Origin of the sequence: Leifsonia williamsii (assembly GCF_030433685.1) — a bacterium.
Taxonomy (GTDB): domain Bacteria; phylum Actinomycetota; class Actinomycetes; order Actinomycetales; family Microbacteriaceae; genus Leifsonia; species Leifsonia williamsii.
The window spans coordinates 1,066,549-1,084,790 of sequence record NZ_JAROCF010000001.1 but is presented as its reverse complement, the minus strand read 5'-3'; the positions used below and the strand labels follow the sequence as shown (position 1 = coordinate 1,084,790).

Here is an 18,242-nt window from a genome sequence, read left to right as displayed (position 1 = left end):
ACATGTGGCGGCGCGTGACCCTGTCGGCCTGGATCGGCCACCCGCCCGCGCGCGTCTTCCCGCCCCTCGCCGATCCCGCGCGCTGGCCGGCGTTCGCCCCGGCCGTGGAGGCCCGGAGCCGGGTCGGTGACGGCCCACCGACAGTCGGCTCCCGCTGGGCCGCGACCGACCGCATCCTCGGCCCGTTCCGCGCCCACTTCGAGGACGTGCTCGAGGAGGTCGAGCCCGACCGACGGGTGGTCTGGCACTCGACGGCGCCGTGGAACTCGCGGGTCGAATACGTCTGCACGCCCGAGCGCAGCGGCACACGCGTCGACGCCTCCTACGCGGGCGACATCTCGGGGTGGCTGCGGGTGGTGGGGGTGCTGCCGCGGTTCGCGTGGGTGCTGATCCTGCGGCGCGACTTCCGGGGGCTGGAGCGGATGCTGGATGCGGAGGATCGCGCACGAGTACCGGCGGCGGCCGAGTGAGCGAGCCGTGGACGGACGCGCGCATCACTCCCAGGACGACAGGATCCGCTCGACCATGCTCCCGCGCCGGAAGCCCGGCTCGAAGTGCTCCAGGATGTCGGCGTTGATCGTCCCGTAGGTGGTGCCGGGGCGGTGCTTGAGCCCTTCGTGGAACGTCGCGAGGAAGCCGCGCTTGAAGTCGTCGCGCGGGTATGCGGCGAGGATCTCGTCGACGGCGGCCGGGTCGAGGGCGTCCAGGCCGGCCCCGACGGCGTCGGTGAGCACGCCGAGGTTCATCGCGGCGACCTCCGGCCCCATGCGCCCGGGGATCTCCGGCGTGGTGTGGAGGGCGACGGCCTCCCAGACGAGGCGCGCCGCCTCCTCGGAGAACCCGTGATCGAGGGCGAAGGCGTGCGCGAGGTCGGCCCCGTCCACCTCGAACCGGTGCGGCGTCGGGGCCGGCGGGACCAGCAGTCCGCTGTCGTGGAACAGCGACGCGACGTACAGCAGCTCGGGATCGGGTTCCAGCCCCCTGGCGCGGGCGTGCAGCGAGCCGAAGAGGAACACCCGCAGCGAGTGGTCGTACAGAAGGGGGCTGCTCTGCGCCTCCACCAGGGTCCGGGCCGCCTCGGCCGCCGGGGTCTCCGGCAACGCGACGCCTGCGATAATTCTCGACATGTCCTGCTCCATTCCGGGTCGGTGTGCGGAGGTCGTCCGCACCTCCCACGATCCCGCCGGGGGGCGTGCCGCCGCCGCCCGGGAGCGGCCATGAGTCACCCGAAACCGGACGGCGCCGGACGGTCCGTCGTGATCCTCGTGTACGACGGAGCCAAGCTGCTCGATGTCGCGGGGCCGGCCGACGTGTTCGGCGAGGCCAACCGGCTGGGAGCCGACTACCGGATCACGGTCGTCTCGCCGGACGGCGCCGACGTCACGACGTCGGTCGGCATCCGCCTGGCGGTCGACGGCGGCCCCGAGCTCGCCGCGGACGCCGACACGGTCATCGTCGCGGGGGCCGACCTCTACCCCGGCTCGGCGGTGCCGCGCACGCTCTCCGACGCCGCGCTCGCCCTCGCGCGGGATGCGCGGCGCACGGCCTCCATCTGCACCGGGGCGTTCATCCTCGCCGAGGCCGGCCTCCTCGACGGCAAGCGCGCCACCACGCACTGGAAGGTCGCCAGGGCGCTCGCCTCCCGCTACCCGCAGACGGCGGTGGACCTCGACGCGATCTACGTGCGCGACGGCGCGACCTATACCTCGGCAGGGGTGAGCGCCGGCATCGACCTCGCCTTGGCGCTGGTGGAAGAGGATGAGGGACCCGACCTGTCGCGCGCGGTGGCACGAGCGCTCGTCGTGTACCTCCAGCGCGCGGGAGGCCAGTCGCAGTTCTCGGCGCCGCTGCAGGGCACCGCCCCGCGCACCCCTGCGCTGCGGCGGATCGTCGACCTGGTCGTCGCCGACCCGACCGCGCAGCACACGCAGGCCGACCTCGCCGCGCAGCTCAACGTGAGCACGCGGCACCTCAGCCGCCTGTTCCGTGACGAGCTGGCGACGACGCCGACCCGGTACGTCGAGTCGATCCGGTTCGACATCGCGCGCTCGCTGCTGGACCAGGGGTACAACGCGACGGAGGCCGCCCAGCGCGCGGGCTTCCCGAGCTACGAGAGCCTCCGCCGCGTCTTCGCCCGCGAGCTGGGCGTCTCACCGGCCGCCTATCAGCGGCGGTTCCGCACCGGCGACCGGTCGGCCGCCGCGTCCTGACTCAGTCGCCGACGCGGACGATGGTCTTCCCGCGACCGGCGGCCCGGGCGCCGAACGCGGCGGCGGCCTCCTCCAGCGGGACGACATCGCCCACGAACGGCCGCAACGCGCCGGAGCGCACGCGGCGCGCGATCTCGACCAGCTGCGCGCGGTCCGGCTCGACCACGAAGAAGACCGCGTCGACATCCGTCCGCGCCAGCTGCGGAGGCTCGACGATGGTCACGAGCCGGCCGCCCGCGCGCAGCCGATCGGCCGAACGGGCGCCCACGTCGCCGCCGATCACGTCGAACACGAGATCGACGCCGCCCTCCACCGCCGACCAGTCACCCTCCGTGTCGACGAAGAGGTGCGCGCCGGCCTCGAGGGCGCGCTCGCGGTGGGACCCGCGACCGGCTCCGACCACCACCGCACCCGCCTCGCGTGCGAGCTGGGCCACGATCGTCCCCACGCCGCCGGCGACGCCGTCGACCAGGACGGTCTGTCCGGCCTGCAGGCGCCCGTGCTCGAACAGGCCCTGCCAGGCGGTGAGCCCGGAGATCGGGAGGCTCGCCGCGGTCACGAAGTCGATGTCGGCCGGGAGCGGCGCCAGGTTGCGCGTCTCCACGGCGACGTACTCGGCCAGCGTGCCGTTGCGCGCCCAGTCGGCGAAGCCGAAGACGCGCTGCCCGACGGTCAGGCCGGTGGTGCCGTAACCGAGCGCGGTGACGACACCGGCGAGCTCGTGTCCGGGGACGGTGGGGGTGCGGTCACGGCCGGAGCGGTCGGTCCAGGTCGCCGGCCAGGCGAGCTCTCCGGGGGTGAAGCCGGCGGCGCGCACCTGGACGACGACGTCGTTCTCGGCGGCGTGCGGCTCGGGCAGCTCGTCCAGTCGCAGCCCGGCGGCGCCTGCCGCCCTGTCGCTCACGGTGATCGCCTTCATGGGTGTCCTTTCGTGTCTCTCGTTCTGGTGGGTGCGCCCCGGTTACTCGGGCCAGGCCGAGCTCTGGATGACGTCGACGAAGTCGGTCCGCCGGAATCCCGGGACGAAGTGCTCCAGCACGTCCGCGTTGACCGTGCCGAAGGTGGAGTCGGGCCGCTCGGCGAAACCGGCGGTGAAGGCGGCGAGGATGCGGTTCTTGAAGTCGGGCCGCGGGTGCGCGTGGACGACCTCCTCGATCTCCGCGTGCGTGAGCAGGTCCAGGCGCATGCCGAGCACATCGGTCTCCACGCCGGCTGTGGTGGCGGCGACGACCGGGGCCATCCGCCACGGCACCTCCGGCGTGGTGTGGAGCGCGATCGCGGTCCACACCAGCTCGGCGTCCGCGTCGCTGAAGCGGTGCTCGGTCAGGAACGCCCTGGCGCGGTCGGCGCCGTCGAGCTCGAAGCGCTGGGCGTCGCCGCGGTAGGGCGGCACGAGGCCCAGGTCGTGGAACAGCGTGGCGACGTACAGCAGCTCCGGGTCGGGGTGGAGGCCGGCGCGCGCGGCCTGCAGCGACCCGAACAGGAATACCCGGCGGGAGTGATGGAAGATGAGCTCCGGCGTGGTGGAACGGACCAGCTCGGTCGCATCGGCGACCAGTCGGCTGTCGGGGATCGACACCCCAGCGATGACATCGGTGGACACGTGTGCTCCTCGGGTCGGATCGGGCGGCTTTTCTCCAGCTTCGCCGCCGCTCCCCCGCCCCGGCTCCTCACGATCGGCCACGAAACGCATGATTCCGGACGCGGCCCGTCAGTGACTTGTCCAGGTATTCCGTGGTTCGCGTCTTCTTCGCGCGCCCGCCGCCGCGCTGGGATGGAAGGGTCGCAGGCGACCGCCGCGATGACGACGAAGTCAAGGAGCTCACATGATCACCAGACGTGTTCTGGGCCTCGGCGTTGCGGCGCTGCTCGGTCTCGGCACGGTCGCGGCGGCGGTGCCCGCAGCCGCCGCGCCCGGGGCCGCGGAGGCCGCCCCCGCCACCGCACCCTCCTCCACCTCCACGCTGGCAGCGACCCCGTACGCGGGGTGGAACACCTACTTCGGCCTGGGCGGCGACTACACGCAGACGCAGGTCCTCGACGTCGCCGACCACCTCGTGTCGAGCGGCCTGGCCAAGGCCGGGTACGACATCGTGTGGCTCGACGGCGGCTGGCAGGCGTCCACCCCGCGCGGCACCGACGGCCTGCTGCAGGGCGACCCGGCGCGCTTCCCGGACGGCATGGCCGCCCTCGCCGCGGCGATCCACGCGAAGGGCCTCAAGGCCGGCATCTACACCGACGCCGGTCCGTACATCCCCGGCTCGTGCGGCCTGGGGAGCTACGGCCATTACCAGACCGACGCCGACACGTTCGCGCAGTGGGGATACGACGCCGTCAAGGTGGACTTCCTCTGCGGCATCGCAGCGGACCTCGATCCGAAGACGGTCTACACCGAGTTCGCCGACGCGCTGCGCCACAACAGCAGCAACCGGCCGATCATCTTCAACCTCTGCAACCCGGTGACCTCGCCCGATTGGGGTGACTACCCCGAGTCGCAGCAGTCGACGAATACGTGGAGCTACGCGCCCGCCATCGCGCAGTCGTGGCGCACCTACACCGACGTCGGATTCGTCAACTCCATCAAGTACACGGACGTGCTGCGCAACTTCGACGCCAACGCCCGTCACCCCGAGGCCGCCGGCCCCGGGCACTGGAACGACCCCGACTACCTGGGCCCGCAGCTGGGCATGACGGACGAGGAGTTCCGCTCGCAGATGGCGCTCTGGGCCATGTCGGCCGCCCCGCTCGTCGTGGGCAGCGACCCCCGCACCTTCAGCGACGCCACCATCGCGACCCTGACGAACCGGGGCCTGCTCGCGATCGACCGCGACCCGCTGGGCAAGCAGGCCGTGCGCGTCGGCCCGGCCGGCACCACGGAGACGTGGACGAAGCCGCTCGCCGACGGCTCCACCGCCGTCGCTCTGGTCAACCGCGGCGGCGCCGCGTCCGAGGTCGCGACCACCGCCTCCGCCATCGGCCTCAAGGCCACCCGCGTCGCGGTCCAGGACGTGTGGACGGACGCCGTCACCGAGAGCAAGGACGCCATCCGCTCGGAGGTCCCGGCGCACGGTGTCTCGGTGCTCATCGTGTCGAAGAGCACCGGCAAGCCGCAGACGCCGCGGGTGCTGGCCGGCGCCCCGACGTTCACCGCGGTGAACGGCACGGCGATCACCCCGACCGGCGACCTGCTCGCCGCGGGAGGCTCGACCATCGACGCGACGGTCACGCTTCGCAACGACGGCCTCACTCCGGTGAAGGCGCCGCGTGCGACGCTCACCGCGCCCGACGGCTGGACGGCGACGGCCACCGGCGGCGGTGTGCCGGTGCTGCTCCCGGGCCGCACGGCCGATGTCGCCTTCTCGGTGACCGTCCCCGCGGGCGCGAGCACGGGATCGAACGACATCGGCGCCTCCGTGCGGTTCACGGGCTCCGGCGGTGAGGTCACGGTGACCTCCCCCGCCGCGCGGGTGACCGTGGCACCCGCGCCGCCGTCGGGCGCGGACCAGCCGCTGTCGCACCAGCCCTGGATCTCGGCGACGAGCGGATGGATGACTCCCGCGGTCGACCAGAGCGTCGGCGGAGGCAACCCGATCCGGGTCGCCGGTGCGACCTACGGCACCGGGCTCGGCGTGGCCAGCCCGTCCGACATCCGCTACTACGTGGGCGGCGTGTGCACGCGCCTGACGGGTGCGGTCGGCATCGACGACGTCGTGGACAACGTCGGTCCGGAGGGCGGCACCGCGACCTTCTCGCTCGTCGCCGACGGGACGACCGTCTGGGAGAGCGGTACGGTCTCGCGCGGCACGGCGGTCGCCTTCGACGTCGACCTGACCGGTGCGCGCGAGCTGGTGCTCCATGTCGGAGACGCGGGCGACGGCGGTTACAACGACCGCGCCGACTGGGCGGCGCCCCTCATCAGCTGCAGCTGACGGACCGGAAGAAGAACCGGGGCGTGAGGATCGACCTCACGCCCCGGTTCTGCGTTTGCGACGGACGACGGGCGCCTGAGCGGAGCGTCAGATCGCCCGCACGTGCAGCAGCAGCGAGCGGTCCGGGTCCAGCGACGGCATCTCCAGCCCCACGAGCCGCAGCACGCGACCAGGGAGGAGGGCGCCATCAGCCAGCCACGGCGGCTGGGCGCCCGAGAGCGCGCCACCGGCCGGGAAGACGGCACGCACGGCGTACTGCCGCTCGTCATCGAGCCCCGGCAGCCCCAGCCGGCCCACCGGCCAGGTGCGCGGCCGCTCCGTCACGGAGAAGGCGAAGAGCGCCTCCCCGCCGTCGGCCGCGACGACGCCCTCCAGGCGCGCGGCGGCCTCGGTCAGGTCGGCGTTGACGCGCGCGCCGCTGTGCAGCAGCTCCCGGTGCTCCTTGTGGAACGCGATCCACGAGGCGAGCTCCCGCTTGGTCGCGTCGTCGGCCATGAGGAGGTCGATCTCGATGCCGAGGTGCCCCCAGATCGCCTTCTCTCCGCGGTACGACAGCGGGTGCGAGCGGTGCGTGGTGTGCGACTCCTCGGCGCCGATGTGGGTGCCCTGCAGCTCCGGCGGGACGAGCAGCGCCGTCCAGCGCTGGATCTCCAGGCGCTCGTGCGGGTCGTTGCAGTCGCTCGGCCAGACCCGCTGCGTGCGCTCCAGCACACCGAGGTCGATCCGGCCGCCGCCGCTCGCGCACGACTCGATCTCGAGGCCCGGGTGCCGGCGGTGGAGCTCGTCCATCAGGCGGTAGGCCGCGAGCGTCTGAGCACGCAGGCCGGGACGCCCGGAGGGGGTGTGCCCGGCATCCAGCAGGTAACGGTTGTGGTCCCACTTCACGTACGCGATGCCGAGCTCGTCGATGAGCCCGCTCATCCGTTCGAGGACGTGGTCGTAGGCCTCGGGATGGCCGAGATCGAGCACGTGCTGGTGCCGCGAGGGCAGACCCGGCCCGTGGCCCGCGTCGAAGACCCACTCGGGGTGCTGCTCGGCCAGCCGGGAGTCGAGGTTGACCATCTCCGGCTCGAACCAGAGACCGAAGTCCATGCCGAGCTCGTGCACGCGGTCCGCGAGCGGCTTCAACCCGCCCGGCCACCGTTCGGGGTCGACCACCCAGTCGCCGAGGGAGCTGGTGTCGTCGCGCCGGGCCACGAACCAGCCGTCGTCCACGACGAACCGCTCGGCGCCGATGGCCGCCGACTCCTCGGCGAACCGGACGAGCGTGTCGAGGTCCTGCTCGAAGTACACGGCCTCCCAGGTGTTCACGAGCACCGGCCGCGGGCCGACGGGATGCGCCGGCGACGCCCGCAGGTGCCGGTGGAACCGCGCGGCGAGCGCGTCGAGCCCGTCACCCCACGAGCCGAACTGCCACGGCGTGACGTGCTCCTCGCCCTGGCCGAGCTCGACCTCGGCGGCCGCGAGCCCCTCCAGGGCGGAGAGCCGGCGGATGTTCGCCGGCGTGCGCTCGGCAGCGAGGGTCTGATTGCCGCTCCAGGCGAGGTGCGTCGCCCACACCCGACCGCTCCGGAAGCCGAAGCCCGGCTGCCCGGCGACGAGCAGCATCGTGTGCTCGAGACCGGGCTTGCCGCCGCGGGAGGCGCGCACCCACTCCCCGACGTCGAACGCCCGCCGCTGCGGGACGCGCTCCAGCGACCAGCGGCCGGTGAGGTCGAGCAGCTCGTCGGCGTCGGCCGGAACCGGGAGGGCCAGTTCGAGGGCGTCGAGCCGGAAGGCGTCGGGCCGGTCGTTGCGCAGCCGTGCCCGCTGACGGACAAGGCCACTCGCCTGCAGCACCTCCAGCTCGAGCGTGAGCGAGAGACCGTAGGCGTCGTCGTGCGCGTCCACGGTCAGGGCCACACCCTCGTCCGAGGTCGAGACCTGTGCGCCGGTCGTCAGGAACTCGGGCGCCCAGCGGCGTCCGCCGGAGTCGCCGACGAGCCCCGGCCGCCCCAGCCAGCCCTCGTGCAGCTGGCCGAGCACCGGCACGGGCTGCGGATAGGTGACGGCGCTGTCGCCGACCGCGGGCTGGGTGGTCGCCGCGATCTGCTGCAGCGCCTCCGCGCTCAGCTCGCCGAGGTCCTCGCCCCAGTGCAGGATGCGCGGGAGGCGCGAGCGGTCGAGCAGGACGACGACGCTGGTGCCTCCCGCTCGCAGGTGGACGTGGTCCGAGTCGATGGGCATGCTCTATTTCACCGATCCGAGGGCGAGGCCCCCGATGAAGCTCCGCTGGAACAGCAGGAAGACGATGGTCGAGGGGATGGCCGCGACGACGGTGGCCGCCGCGATCACGGACCAGCTGGAGACGTACTGCCCCTGGAGCGACAGCACGGCCGCTGTGATCGGCAGCTTCTCCGAGGTCTGCAGCAGGGTGATCGACCACAGCAGGTCGTTGAAGATCCAGGTGAACGACAGGGCGCCGAGGGCCGCGAGCGCCGGGCGCGTCAGCGGCAGGATCACCTGGAGGAAGATGCGGACGGTGCTCGCCCCGTCGAGGGTGGCAGCCTCCTGCAGCTCGTTCGGGATGGTGCGCATGAAGCCGTACAGCACGAACGTGTAGAAGCCGATGCCGAAGGCGACCTGCACGGCGATCAGCGCGCCGAGCGTGTCGTACACGTTCAGCTGCTGCGTGAGCCGGGCGACCGGGATGAGCAGCATCTGCACCGGCAGCAGGTTGCCCGCGAGCATGAGCAGCAGGATGGTGCGCCGGAACGGGATCCGGAAGCGGCTGAGCCCGAAGGCGGCGGCCGCCGACAGCAGCAGGGTCAGCACCACGGTCGGGATGGTCACGATCATGCTGTTGACGAGCGCCTGGAACAGGCCGCCCTGGTTCCACGCCTGCACGTAGGTGGAGAGCGTGAAGGTGTGCGGCAGGCCGGCGATGCCGTTGGCCGAGATGTCGTCGAAGGTGCGGAACGAGGTGATGAGCACCACGAGGATGGGCGCGAACCAGGCCAGCGAGATCAGGATGCCGCTCGTGTGGAAGCCGACGGTCGCGGCGGTCTTGCGGCCGCTCCTCCGTCGGACGGCGGCGCGGGCGGGCAGCGGCGTGGTGCGGGCGCGGGATGCGGTGGTCGTCACGATTCCTTCTCCTCGGAGAGCGCCCGCACGAGGTAGGACACGATGACCGCGATCGCGAGGACGAAGATGACCACGGCGATGGCCGACGCGTATCCGAGGGCGCGCGAGCCGAACGCGGTCGAGAACATGTACGTGCTGAGCAGCTCGGTCGAGTGGTAGGGCCCGCCTCGCGTCATCGCCCAGACGATGTCGAACGAGCGGAGGGAGTCGATGATGAGCACGGACAGCACCACCAGGTTCACGCTCCGCAGCTGCGGCATGGTGACGTGCCGGAAGCGCTGCCAGGCGGACGCGCCGTCGACGCGCGCCGCCTCCTGAACCGCCGGGTCGAGCGCCTTGAGGCCCGCGATGAACAGCACCATCACGTAGCCGATCTCGCGCCAGAGGGCGGCGACGATCACCGCGTACAGGGCGGTGCTGGAGTCGCCCAGCCAGACCCGGGTCCAGCTGTGCAGGCCGACGGCGTCGAGCACGTTGTTGAGCACGCCGTTCGGCTGGAAGAACGCGCCCCAGATGAGAGCGGTGACCACCAGCGAGAACACGATGGGGAGGAACAGGGCGGTGCGGTAGATGCCGACCCCGCGGCGCTCCGACTGGAACAGCAGCGCGACGCCGAGCCCCGCGACGAACGAGATGCCGCCGAACAGGACGATCCAGATCGCGGTGTTCTTGAGCGCCGTCAGGAAGATCGGGTCGGAGAACAGGTCGGTGTAGTTCTGCACCCCCACCGAGGTGGCCGGCCCCACCCCGTTCCAGTGCAGGAACGAGAGGCCGATCCCCTGGAACGCCGGCCAGAACACGCCGACCGCCTCGATGAGGAACGGGACGAGGACGAGCGCGAACACGATCGGCGGCGGAATGGAGATCCGCCGCCGACCGCGCACAGAGGTGAGAGTGGTCACGAAGTCGCCCGGATCTTCTCGGCCGCCGCGTCCCAGTCCTTGAGGATCTGGTCGATCTGCTCCGGGTGGGCGAAGAAGCTGGTCAACGCCGTGTCGGCCGGGGCCTGCTGGGCGTCGCCCGCGTCACGGTTGTAGAACTGCGTGATCTGCTTCGCCGACTCCAGCATCTCCTTGCCCTGCTTCGAGAGCGCGTCGAGCTGCAGCGTCGCCTTGGTGTTCGCCGGGAGGTAGGTGCCCTGCTGGCCCTTGGCGAGCTCGGTCTGGGCCTCGGGGCTGGCGACGTACTCGAGGAACTTCTTGGTCAGGCTCGGCTTGTCGGTCTTCGCGCTCGCGATGAAGCCGTCCGTCGGCCCCTCCTCGGCGACCGGGACCTTCGGGTCGACGATCGGGAACTGGAAGAAGGCGAGGTCGCTCTGCTTGTCGGCCGGGACCGACGGCTGCGCCCACGCGCCGAGCAGGTACATGGCGACCTTGCCCTGCGAGAAGTCGCTCATCGCCTGGTTCTGCGTGGTGCCCAGCACGGCGGGATCGAAGTAGGGGAGCACCTGCTTGAAGGCCGCGAAGACCTTCTTCACCTCGGGGCTGTCGTACTTCTCCTTGCCGGAGAGCAGGTTGAGGTGGAAGTCGGCGCCGTTGATCCGCAGGTCGAGGTAGTCGAACCACGCGGAGGCCAGCCAGGCGTTGTCGCTGAGGCCGGCGGTGAACGGGGTCACGCCCTGGCCCTTGATCTTCTCGGAGGCCGCGAGGAACTCGTCCCACGTCTTCGGCGGCGTGATGCCGAGCTTCTCGAAGTCGCTCTTGAAGTAGTAGACGCCCCACCAGTAGTAGCCGGTGGGCACGAACACCTCCTTGCCGGACGAGTCCTGGCTGAGGCTCGTGAGCGCGTCGGGGAAGTCGCCGCCGTCGCTCTTCCAGACGCTCGACAGGTCGAGGAGCTGGTTCTGGTCGGCGAAGTCGCGCGTGGCCTGACCGGCGTACCAGGTGTAGACGTCCGGCGGGTTCTTGGCGGTGAGGTACGAGGGCAGCTGCTGGTTGAAGGTCGTGGTCGGGATGGTGTTCACCTTGACCTCGCCCTCGCCCTTCGCGTTGAAGGCCTTGACCAGGTTGTCCAGCCCTCCCTTCTCGGCATCGGTGAAGCGCGACTGCAGGATCAGCGGACCGGAGGCGTCCGGGCCGGTCTTGGTCTGCTGCGCCTCACCCGAGGTTGCGACGCAACCCGCGAGCAGCGCCGTCGCGGCGACCGTGGTGCCCAGCGCCGCCAGCCATCGGGTGGACGTACGGGTCATCTTCGACTCCATTCATGTGGTGTTCGGGTGGACGCTCGGCCGAGGCACGATCTTAGGGCCGAACCTGATCCACGGTATGTCGGCCCGGTCCGTCCCCGTAGCAGAATGCTGCGGTGAACCTGGACATTTCGACGACCATGGCGCATCATCGTGACGTGCTCATCCCCGACGGATTCCCCGGCCAGCGCATGCTGGTGCTCCCGCGCCCGCGCGTGCGCGAGTTCCTCAACCAGCCCGGCACGGCACGGTTGGTCGTGACGGACTGCGGATACTTCCCGCGGGCCGACTCCCACGGGCGCCGCCGGACGACGCCGATCGGGCAGGCCATTGTGCTCGCGTGCGTCGACGGCGCCGGCTGGTGCGAGACCGAAGCTGGACGATTCCCCGTACACCGAGGCCAGGTCGTGGTGCTCCCGCCCCGGCAGCCGCACTCCTACGGCGCCGACGCGGACGACCCGTGGACGCTGTGGTGGTTCCACGCGGCGAGCCCCGAGGTGGAGGCGTTCCTCGCATCGTCGGGGATGACCGCGGAGAACCCCGTCCGCGGCCCGCGCGACCTCTACCCCGTCGTCTCGCTGATGTCGGAGGTGCTCTCGTGGATGGAACGCGACAGCACCACGACGAGCCTCAACGCCGCCGCCGGAGCCGCCTGGCACGCGCTGACCCTCCTCGCCTCGGAGCGCTCGCGCTCGGACGACGCCGGCGACGTCATCGAGCACGCCACCGAGTACCTGCGCGCGCACATCGCCGACCGCGTGACCGTCCCCGAGCTCGCGGCCATGGCCTCCCTCAGCACCTCGCACTTCTCGGCGCTGTTCAAACGGCACGTCGGCTACCCCGTGCTGCAGTACCAGACCATGCTCCGGATGGGGCGCGCACGCGAGCTGCTCGACACCACCTCCGCCACGATCGCGGCGATCGCGGCGGAGGTGGGCTATCCGGACTCGTTCTACTTCGCCCGCCAGTTCAAGAAGGTGCACGGCATGACGGCGCGCGAGTACCGGGAGCAGCACAAGGGCTGATCCGGGCACGGGCCGATCAGGCGACGGCCGCGGGCTCGGTCACCGCGAGCAGATCGCGGACCAGCGCGTCGGCCGGATCGCGCTCCTGCAGGGCCAGGAGGAGGGACTGCGCCGCCGGCCGGTCGCCGCGGAGCAGCGCGAGCTGGGCGTCCATCACCGCGACCAGGTCCGCGTGCGTCTGCTGGATGTCCTCCCGGAAGATCAGCATCGTCGGCAGCGAGGTCGCGAAGTAGTCGATGCTCGCGCGTTCGGTGCGCTTCTGCTCGACGTACGCCGCCAGCTCGGCCGTGAGGCGACGGGCGTGCTCGGTGTCGCCGAGCCGCTGGGCCGCGAGGATCGAGGAGTAGGTCATCGGCGAGTGCGGCACGACCGACATGGTCGTGAAGTCGCCCGCGCTGCTCGCGGCGGCGCGCCACGCGGACTCCGCCCCGGTGTCGTCGCCCGCGGCACGTCGCGCGTCGCCGAGGGCGAGCAGGAGGTCGGAGCGGTTGGCGAGGGGATGCGGCGCCTCCCCGAGCGTCGACGGCACGTCCACCGCCGCCTCGAGCGCCGCCACGGCCGCAGGAGCGTCGCCGAGCGAGAGCGCCTCGCGCGCCGCAGCCCGCTGGGCCAGCGTCCAGACACGGATCGCCTCACCCTCTCCGCCCTCCCACGGGCTGAACCGGCGCCCTGCCATCAGGTCGATCGCCTCGCGATGACGTCCCACGAGCACGAGGAGCTCGGCGTGCACCAGCGCGAGATCGTCGCGGTCGGCGATCAGCGCGTCGGCGTCGCTCAGCGCCGCCAGCCGCTCCCGCGGGGGCACGCCGATCCGGCGCGCGAGCTGGTCGGCTTCGTAGCGCAGCTTGGCGTCGCCCGGCGCAGCCGCCACGGCACTCCGGTAGAGAGCGACGGCCTTCTCCGGGTCCTCCTCGATGTTGTAGGCGGCGAGGCCGAGCCCGCGCAGCGCGACGGCGTCGTCCGGGTGGCCGGCGACCGCCGCCTCGAGGTGCCGGATGGCCTCGCGGTAGCGGCGCTGGAAGTAGAGCCAGTGCCCGAGCAGGGCGTGGGCGCGGGGATCCCCGGTGGCGGCGATCCGGCGCTCCAGCAGGGCCGCGTCGGCCAGGCCACCGGCGAAGCAGCGGTCGGCGGAGACGGTGCGGGCCTCGCGCAGGGCCGCGCCGGCCTCCTCGTGACGCTCCGCCTGTGCCAACAGCTCCGCGCGGGCGTAGTGGATCAGCGCGAGCGGGTCGCCCGCTCCCGGCACCGGGCGCTCCGCGGCGATCGCGGCGGCCGCATCAAGGACGCGCAGGGCGTCGTCGGCGCGGCCGAGCGAGCGGTACTCGCCGGCGACGTCGCGCAGGGTCTGTGCGTCGGTCGCCGGGGGGAGGCCCGCGAGATCGTGCAGCCAGGCGTCCAGCGGGTCGAGTGCCCGTGCCGCCGCGAGCAGCGCGTCCGCCTCTTCGTCGTGACCGAGCTCGCGCTGCGCCACGACCCGCACCGCGGTGAGCTGGAGGTTGTCGGCGTCGAGGCGCGCCGCCTCCTCCGCCAGCCGCAGCGCATCCTTCCACCGCCCGGCGCGGGCCGCGACCCGGGCTCGGGCGAGACCGGAAGCCGCCCGCCAGGCGTGGTTCCACGCCGCTTTCGCGAACGCGTCGTCCGCCTCGCTGTCACGACCGCGAGCGGTCAGCACCAGCCCGAGCAGGTACGACGCCTCGCCATCCGCCGGGTTCGGGTTGCGTCGCGTCTGCCGGCGGAGGGCGGTGCGCAGGTGCTCCTCGGCCTCCGCGAACCGTCCGGCCGAGAGCCTGGCGGAGGCAAGGGCCACGTTGCAGCGGGAGTCGCCAGGGTCGCGCCGCAGCGCCTCCTCCCAGTACGGCTCCGGCGACCGGGTGGCGTGCCGGTACTGCGCCAGGTGGACTCCGGTGAGGTACAGCTCGTCGATCGACGCGATCTCCGCGGGGGCCGGTGGCTCGGTGGCGGTCTCGAAACCGTCCGGGGCCGCGTCCCGGAACCGGGTGGAGGCGCGCAGCAGCTCGACGCCGCCCACCGACGCCACGAGCTCGAGGTCGCCCGCCGCCGGCACCAACACCTCCGCGCGGGTGGGCCGTCCCGGCGCCACGGCCACCTGTTCCTGCCAGAGCACCGTCCCGCGATCGTCGAGCAGCGCCAGGTCGAGCCGGTCGCGCACGGACGTGACTGCGGCGCCGATGTACGCCGTGCGTCCCGAGCCCTCCGCCTCGGTGGTGAGGCTGAGCGCGACCTCGGTGGATGCCTGCGTCAGCGGGCCGATCCCGTGGAACGGGAACCAGTACTGGCTGAACGTCTTGGTCTCGCCCGGCGCCAGGTATGAGAAGTCGGGCTGGTTGTCGGTGTAGACGCCGGCCATGAGCTCCACGTAGGCGCTGCCGTCGTCGCCGAGGTTCGCGTCCCAGGCCCGGCCGAACGGGGCGTCGCCCCAGGTCCACTGCTTCTTGCCCGGCGCGATGCGGTGGTCGGCGACGTGCGCGAACCCGAGCCCGGTCGCGTGGTCGTACCCGCCGAAGAAGTCGTCCTCGCTCGCCACGCACATGTACGAGGTCGGAACCGGGATGTTGCGGTACCAGTCGAGACGGTCGGCGTCGTCCGCGACGAAGGCCGGGTCGTTCCGGTCGGCCCGCGCCGGGTAGTCGATGCCGTAGTACGGGCGGTCGGCGGCGGGGAACGCCGTCGCTGCGCGCTTGGCGTGGTCGGCGACCACGTGCACATCGGCGGGGAAGAAGGACTGGTACTGGTCGTGCACGCGGACGGCGACGTTCGCCCACCACAGGAAGGTCTGGGTCACGGCGGTGCGGTTGAACAGCCGCACCCGCGCCTCCAGCACCGCCGACCCCGGGCGCAGGCGGATGCCGTGCATGCCCTTCATGCGGGCGAACGGATCATGGTCGGAGCACCAGACGGTGATCGCGCCGTCGGCCTCCCGCTCGATCGTCCAGTCCATCGGGAGGAAGGTGGCCGGGCGATGGTGCTGCGGCCAGTTGAACTCGATGCCGCCCGAGATCCACGGCCCGGCGAGCCCGACCAGCGCGGGCTTGATGACGTCGTTGCGGTAGAAGAAGTCCTGTCCCGTGGTCTTGTCGACGGCGATGTGCACGCGCCCGCCGAGCTCCGGCAGCACGACGACGCGCACGTACTCGTTCTCCAGGTGCACGGCCTGCCAGGTGCGCAGGGTGGCCTCATGGCTGACCGACTCGATGAACGGCAGCGGGTAGACCCGGCCGGACGACCCCTGGTAGACCCGCGACTCCAGGAACGCCGGAAGGCGGCCGGGCTCACCCGGCTCGTAGGTGCGGACATCGACGGGCTCGCTCCACGCCGCGACGGCGGCGTCGCGCTGATCCTCCGGGATCGGCGGGAGCGGGAAACGGGGGTGTGCTTCGGACATAAGCAGGACCCTATTTCGGCGCCGACCGCAGGAGAATATGCGTTCCCACGCTCCACCTGGACGATTCTCCGATCGCGTCGATCGTCGGCGGCCGGGCTCGTCGGCGGCCGGCGCCACAATGGAGTCGTGAACCGCACCGACCGTCTCTACGCGCTGGTCGAGGAGCTGCGTGCGGTCGCGCCGCGGCGTCGCAGCGCGCGCTGGCTGGCCGAGCGCTTCGAGGTGTCGGTCCGGACCATCGAGCGGGACCTCTCCGCGCTCCAGGAGTCGGGCGTGCCGATCTGGGCGGAGACCGGTCGCGGCGGCGGGTACGCCATCGACAGGTCGGCCACGCTCGGCCCGACGGGCTTCACCGCCGACGAGGCGCTCGCGGTGCTGGTCGGTCTCGGCAGCCTCCGCCGCGGCCCGTTCCGCCATTCGGCCGGGACGGCGATGCGCAAGCTGCTGGCCGTGCTGCCCGACGAGGAGGCCCGGCGTGCGACCGCGCTCGCCGGGCGTATCCATCTCCTCGAACCGGAGGAGGAGGACCCGGTGCCGCCGGCGTTCGCAGATGCGCTGCGCGCCGACAGCGTCGTTCGACTGGTGTACCGCGACGGCAGCGGCGAGGTGAGCGAGCGCGAGGTCGAGCCGCTCGGCTCCATCGGCCGGGACGGCACCTGGTACCTGATCGCCTGGTGCCGCCTCCGCGACGGCGTCCGTGCCTTCCGCGGCGACCGCATGCTCTCGGCCGAGCTGACCGACGAGCGCCCTGAGCCGCGCGCGCTGCGCCGGGAGGACCTGGACATCCCCTTCGGCACCCTCCGCTCGGTCGTCGACGACCTGCGCTGAGCACGCCCCATCCATTTGTCACGACATGCCGCCTCGCCGTCGGCCGAGACGGCATGTCGCGTCAATTCGATCGCTTGCCGAAACCCCGACAGCACGCTGTCGCGCCCCCGGCGCAGACTGGGCGCATCGATTCCGACACCAGGAGGCTCACGTGCCGTTCGCATCCATCCGCATCATCACCGACGACGTCGACCGGCTCGCCGCCTTCTATGAGCGGGTCACCGGCCTGACCGCCGCGAGACCGGCCCCGGTCTTCGCCCAGTTCACGGGTGCGGGGGCGACCCTCGCCATCGCGAGCCCGGCGACCGTCTCCATGCTCGGCGGCGCCGCCTCCCCCGCGTCGAACCGCTCGATCATCGTCGAGTTCGAGGTGGAGGACGTGGACGCCGAGTTCGCCCGCCTGGAGCCGGACCTGGCCGCCGTGGTGCTCCGCCCCTCCACGATGCCGTGGGGCAACCGCTCGGCCCTGTTCCGCGACCCGGACGGTAACCTCGTCAACCTGTTCAGCCGGCCGGAGGGGTGAGGGGCGTCACCGAGCCCGTCACTGCCCCTGCAGCCGCTGGGCCTCCCGCCGCAGCGACGCCCGCCCGACCGCGAACCACAGCAGGGCGCCGATCAACGGCAGCACGGTGACGACCACCAGCCAGAGGACGACCGGCGTCGCGGGCGCCTTCGACCGCGCGATCTGGACGACCGCGATCAGCCAGGGCAGGAGCAGCACCACCATGATGATGGTGTGCCATCCGGTCAGTCCGGCGAGCATCCGTTCCCCCTTCGCGTCGGGCAGGACAACGTTAGCGCGTCCCTGGACGAACCGGGTCTAGGGTGAGCCCCATCCCGGCGCACCGATGGGGGTCCCGCGCATGAAGCTCCTGCTCACCTCGGGCGGCGTCACCAATGACAGCATCCGCGCCGCACTGGTCGCGCTGCTCGGCAAGCCGATCGCCGAGAGCGACGCGCTGTTCGTCCCGACCGCGCAGTGGGGGCAGCCCGCGTGCGACCCGCAGAGCGTGTGGAGGTCGACCGCCGGACGCTGGGAGGGCGACAGCGACCTGGTGGGCCTCGGCTGGCGGTCGGTCGGGGTGCTGGAGCTGACCGCGCTTCCCACCATCGCCGAGGAGCGCTGGACGCGCTGGGTCCGCGAGGCCGACGCGCTACTCGTCGACGGCGGCGAGGCGAGATACCTGTACACGTGGATGCAGCGCGCGGGTCTGACCGCGCTCCTTCCGGAGCTGCACGACACGGTCTGGGTGGGGGTGAGCGCCGGCAGCATGGTCCTGACACCCCGGGTCGGCCCCGAGTTCCTCGACTGGCAGCCCGACGGCCCCGACGACACCCTCGGCCTCGTCGACTTCTCGCTCTTCCCCCACCTCGACCACCCCGGCTGGCCGAGCAACACCCTCGCGGCCGCGCGCCGCTGGGCCGAGCGCATCCCCGGCCGGTCCTACGCGATCGACGACCAGACGGCGATCGCGGTGGCCGATGGAGACGTGGAGGTGGTGAGCGAGGGGCGGTGGGAGGCGTTCGGCGGGTGAGGGT

16 protein-coding genes are annotated in these 18,242 nt (G+C 72.1%); 7 read left to right on the top strand and 9 right to left on the bottom strand.

Annotated features, from left to right (window positions below; all coding sequences use genetic code 11):
- The first annotated feature begins 14 nt into the window (after positions 1-14).
- Complete coding sequence (locus tag P5G50_RS05115) at positions 15-470, top strand: SRPBCC family protein (RefSeq protein WP_301210241.1); 456 nt, start codon at positions 15-17, stop codon at positions 468-470.
- A 24-nt stretch (positions 471-494) separates the two neighbouring features.
- On the opposite strand, the gene P5G50_RS05110 is transcribed toward P5G50_RS05115, so the two are convergent.
- Positions 495-1,127, bottom strand: coding sequence for an HD domain-containing protein (locus tag P5G50_RS05110; protein WP_301210240.1), 633 nt, complete (start codon positions 1,125-1,127; stop codon positions 495-497).
- A 90-nt stretch (positions 1,128-1,217) separates the two neighbouring features.
- On the opposite strand from P5G50_RS05110, the gene P5G50_RS05105 reads away from it, so the two are divergent.
- Complete coding sequence (locus tag P5G50_RS05105; RefSeq protein WP_301210239.1) at positions 1,218-2,210, top strand: GlxA family transcriptional regulator; 993 nt, start codon at positions 1,218-1,220, stop codon at positions 2,208-2,210.
- Position 2,211: 1 nt separating this feature from the next.
- Here P5G50_RS05105 and P5G50_RS05100 read toward each other — a convergent pair whose 3' ends face one another.
- Entirely contained in the window at positions 2,212-3,129 is a 918-nt protein-coding gene (locus P5G50_RS05100; RefSeq protein WP_301210238.1) for an NADP-dependent oxidoreductase, read from the bottom strand.
- 42 nt (positions 3,130-3,171) lie between these two features.
- Positions 3,172-3,813 carry an HD domain-containing protein gene (locus P5G50_RS05095; protein WP_301210237.1) on the bottom strand — a complete coding sequence of 214 codons (642 nt, stop codon included), beginning with the start codon at positions 3,811-3,813 and terminating at the stop codon, positions 3,172-3,174.
- Positions 3,814-4,036: 223 nt separating this feature from the next.
- Between P5G50_RS05095 and P5G50_RS05090 the strand changes: the two genes are divergently transcribed.
- On the top strand, positions 4,037-6,139 hold the full coding sequence (locus P5G50_RS05090; RefSeq protein ID WP_301210236.1) for an NPCBM/NEW2 domain-containing protein: 2,103 nt from the start codon (positions 4,037-4,039) through the stop codon (positions 6,137-6,139).
- Positions 6,140-6,226: 87 nt separating this feature from the next.
- Here the strand turns inward: P5G50_RS05090 and P5G50_RS05085 are convergent, their stop codons facing one another.
- From P5G50_RS05085 to P5G50_RS05070, 4 genes are read right to left on the bottom strand one after another with little or no spacing between them, the layout of a single operon-like run.
- Positions 6,227-8,365 (bottom strand): alpha-galactosidase, encoded by a 2,139-nt coding sequence (locus P5G50_RS05085; RefSeq protein WP_301210235.1) that lies wholly within the window; start codon positions 8,363-8,365, stop codon positions 6,227-6,229.
- 3 nt (positions 8,366-8,368) lie between these two features.
- Positions 8,369-9,262: a carbohydrate ABC transporter permease gene (locus P5G50_RS05080; RefSeq protein WP_301210234.1), complete on the bottom strand. Its 894-nt coding sequence runs from the start codon at positions 9,260-9,262 to the stop codon at positions 8,369-8,371.
- Positions 9,259-10,164, bottom strand: a complete 906-nt coding sequence (locus P5G50_RS05075; RefSeq protein WP_301210232.1) for a carbohydrate ABC transporter permease — start codon at positions 10,162-10,164, stop codon at positions 9,259-9,261. Before P5G50_RS05075 ends, P5G50_RS05080 begins: the two co-directional genes overlap by 4 nt.
- Positions 10,161-11,450 (bottom strand): ABC transporter substrate-binding protein, encoded by a 1,290-nt coding sequence (locus P5G50_RS05070; protein ID WP_301210231.1) that lies wholly within the window; start codon positions 11,448-11,450, stop codon positions 10,161-10,163. The genes P5G50_RS05075 and P5G50_RS05070 overlap by 4 nt, the downstream gene beginning before the upstream one ends.
- A 113-nt stretch (positions 11,451-11,563) precedes the next feature.
- Here P5G50_RS05070 and P5G50_RS05065 point away from each other — a divergent pair, with 113 nt between their 5' ends.
- Entirely contained in the window at positions 11,564-12,472 is a 909-nt protein-coding gene (locus P5G50_RS05065; protein WP_301210230.1) for an AraC family transcriptional regulator, read from the top strand.
- Positions 12,473-12,488: 16 nt separating this feature from the next.
- Here the strand turns inward: P5G50_RS05065 and P5G50_RS05060 are convergent, their stop codons facing one another.
- The gene (locus P5G50_RS05060) at positions 12,489-15,875 is read right to left on the bottom strand and encodes a DUF5107 domain-containing protein (RefSeq protein ID WP_301210229.1); all 3,387 of its coding nucleotides are present in this window, start codon (positions 15,873-15,875) and stop codon (positions 12,489-12,491) included.
- 126 nt (positions 15,876-16,001) lie between these two features.
- On the opposite strand from P5G50_RS05060, the gene P5G50_RS05055 reads away from it, so the two are divergent.
- Together P5G50_RS05055 and P5G50_RS05050 are read left to right on the top strand one after the other, a co-directional pair.
- On the top strand, positions 16,002-16,703 hold the full coding sequence (locus tag P5G50_RS05055) for a helix-turn-helix transcriptional regulator (protein WP_301210228.1): 702 nt from the start codon (positions 16,002-16,004) through the stop codon (positions 16,701-16,703).
- Positions 16,704-16,854: 151 nt separating this feature from the next.
- Positions 16,855-17,226 carry a VOC family protein gene (locus P5G50_RS05050; RefSeq protein WP_301210226.1) on the top strand — a complete coding sequence of 124 codons (372 nt, stop codon included), beginning with the start codon at positions 16,855-16,857 and terminating at the stop codon, positions 17,224-17,226.
- A gap of 18 nt (positions 17,227-17,244) precedes the next feature.
- Here P5G50_RS05050 and P5G50_RS05045 read toward each other — a convergent pair whose 3' ends face one another.
- The gene (locus P5G50_RS05045; RefSeq protein ID WP_301210225.1) at positions 17,245-17,466 is read right to left on the bottom strand and encodes a PLDc N-terminal domain-containing protein; all 222 of its coding nucleotides are present in this window, start codon (positions 17,464-17,466) and stop codon (positions 17,245-17,247) included.
- A 100-nt stretch (positions 17,467-17,566) separates the two neighbouring features.
- On the opposite strand from P5G50_RS05045, the gene P5G50_RS05040 reads away from it, so the two are divergent.
- Positions 17,567-18,238 (top strand): Type 1 glutamine amidotransferase-like domain-containing protein, encoded by a 672-nt coding sequence (locus P5G50_RS05040; RefSeq protein WP_301210224.1) that lies wholly within the window; start codon positions 17,567-17,569, stop codon positions 18,236-18,238.
- The last annotated feature ends 4 nt before the right edge of the window (positions 18,239-18,242 follow it).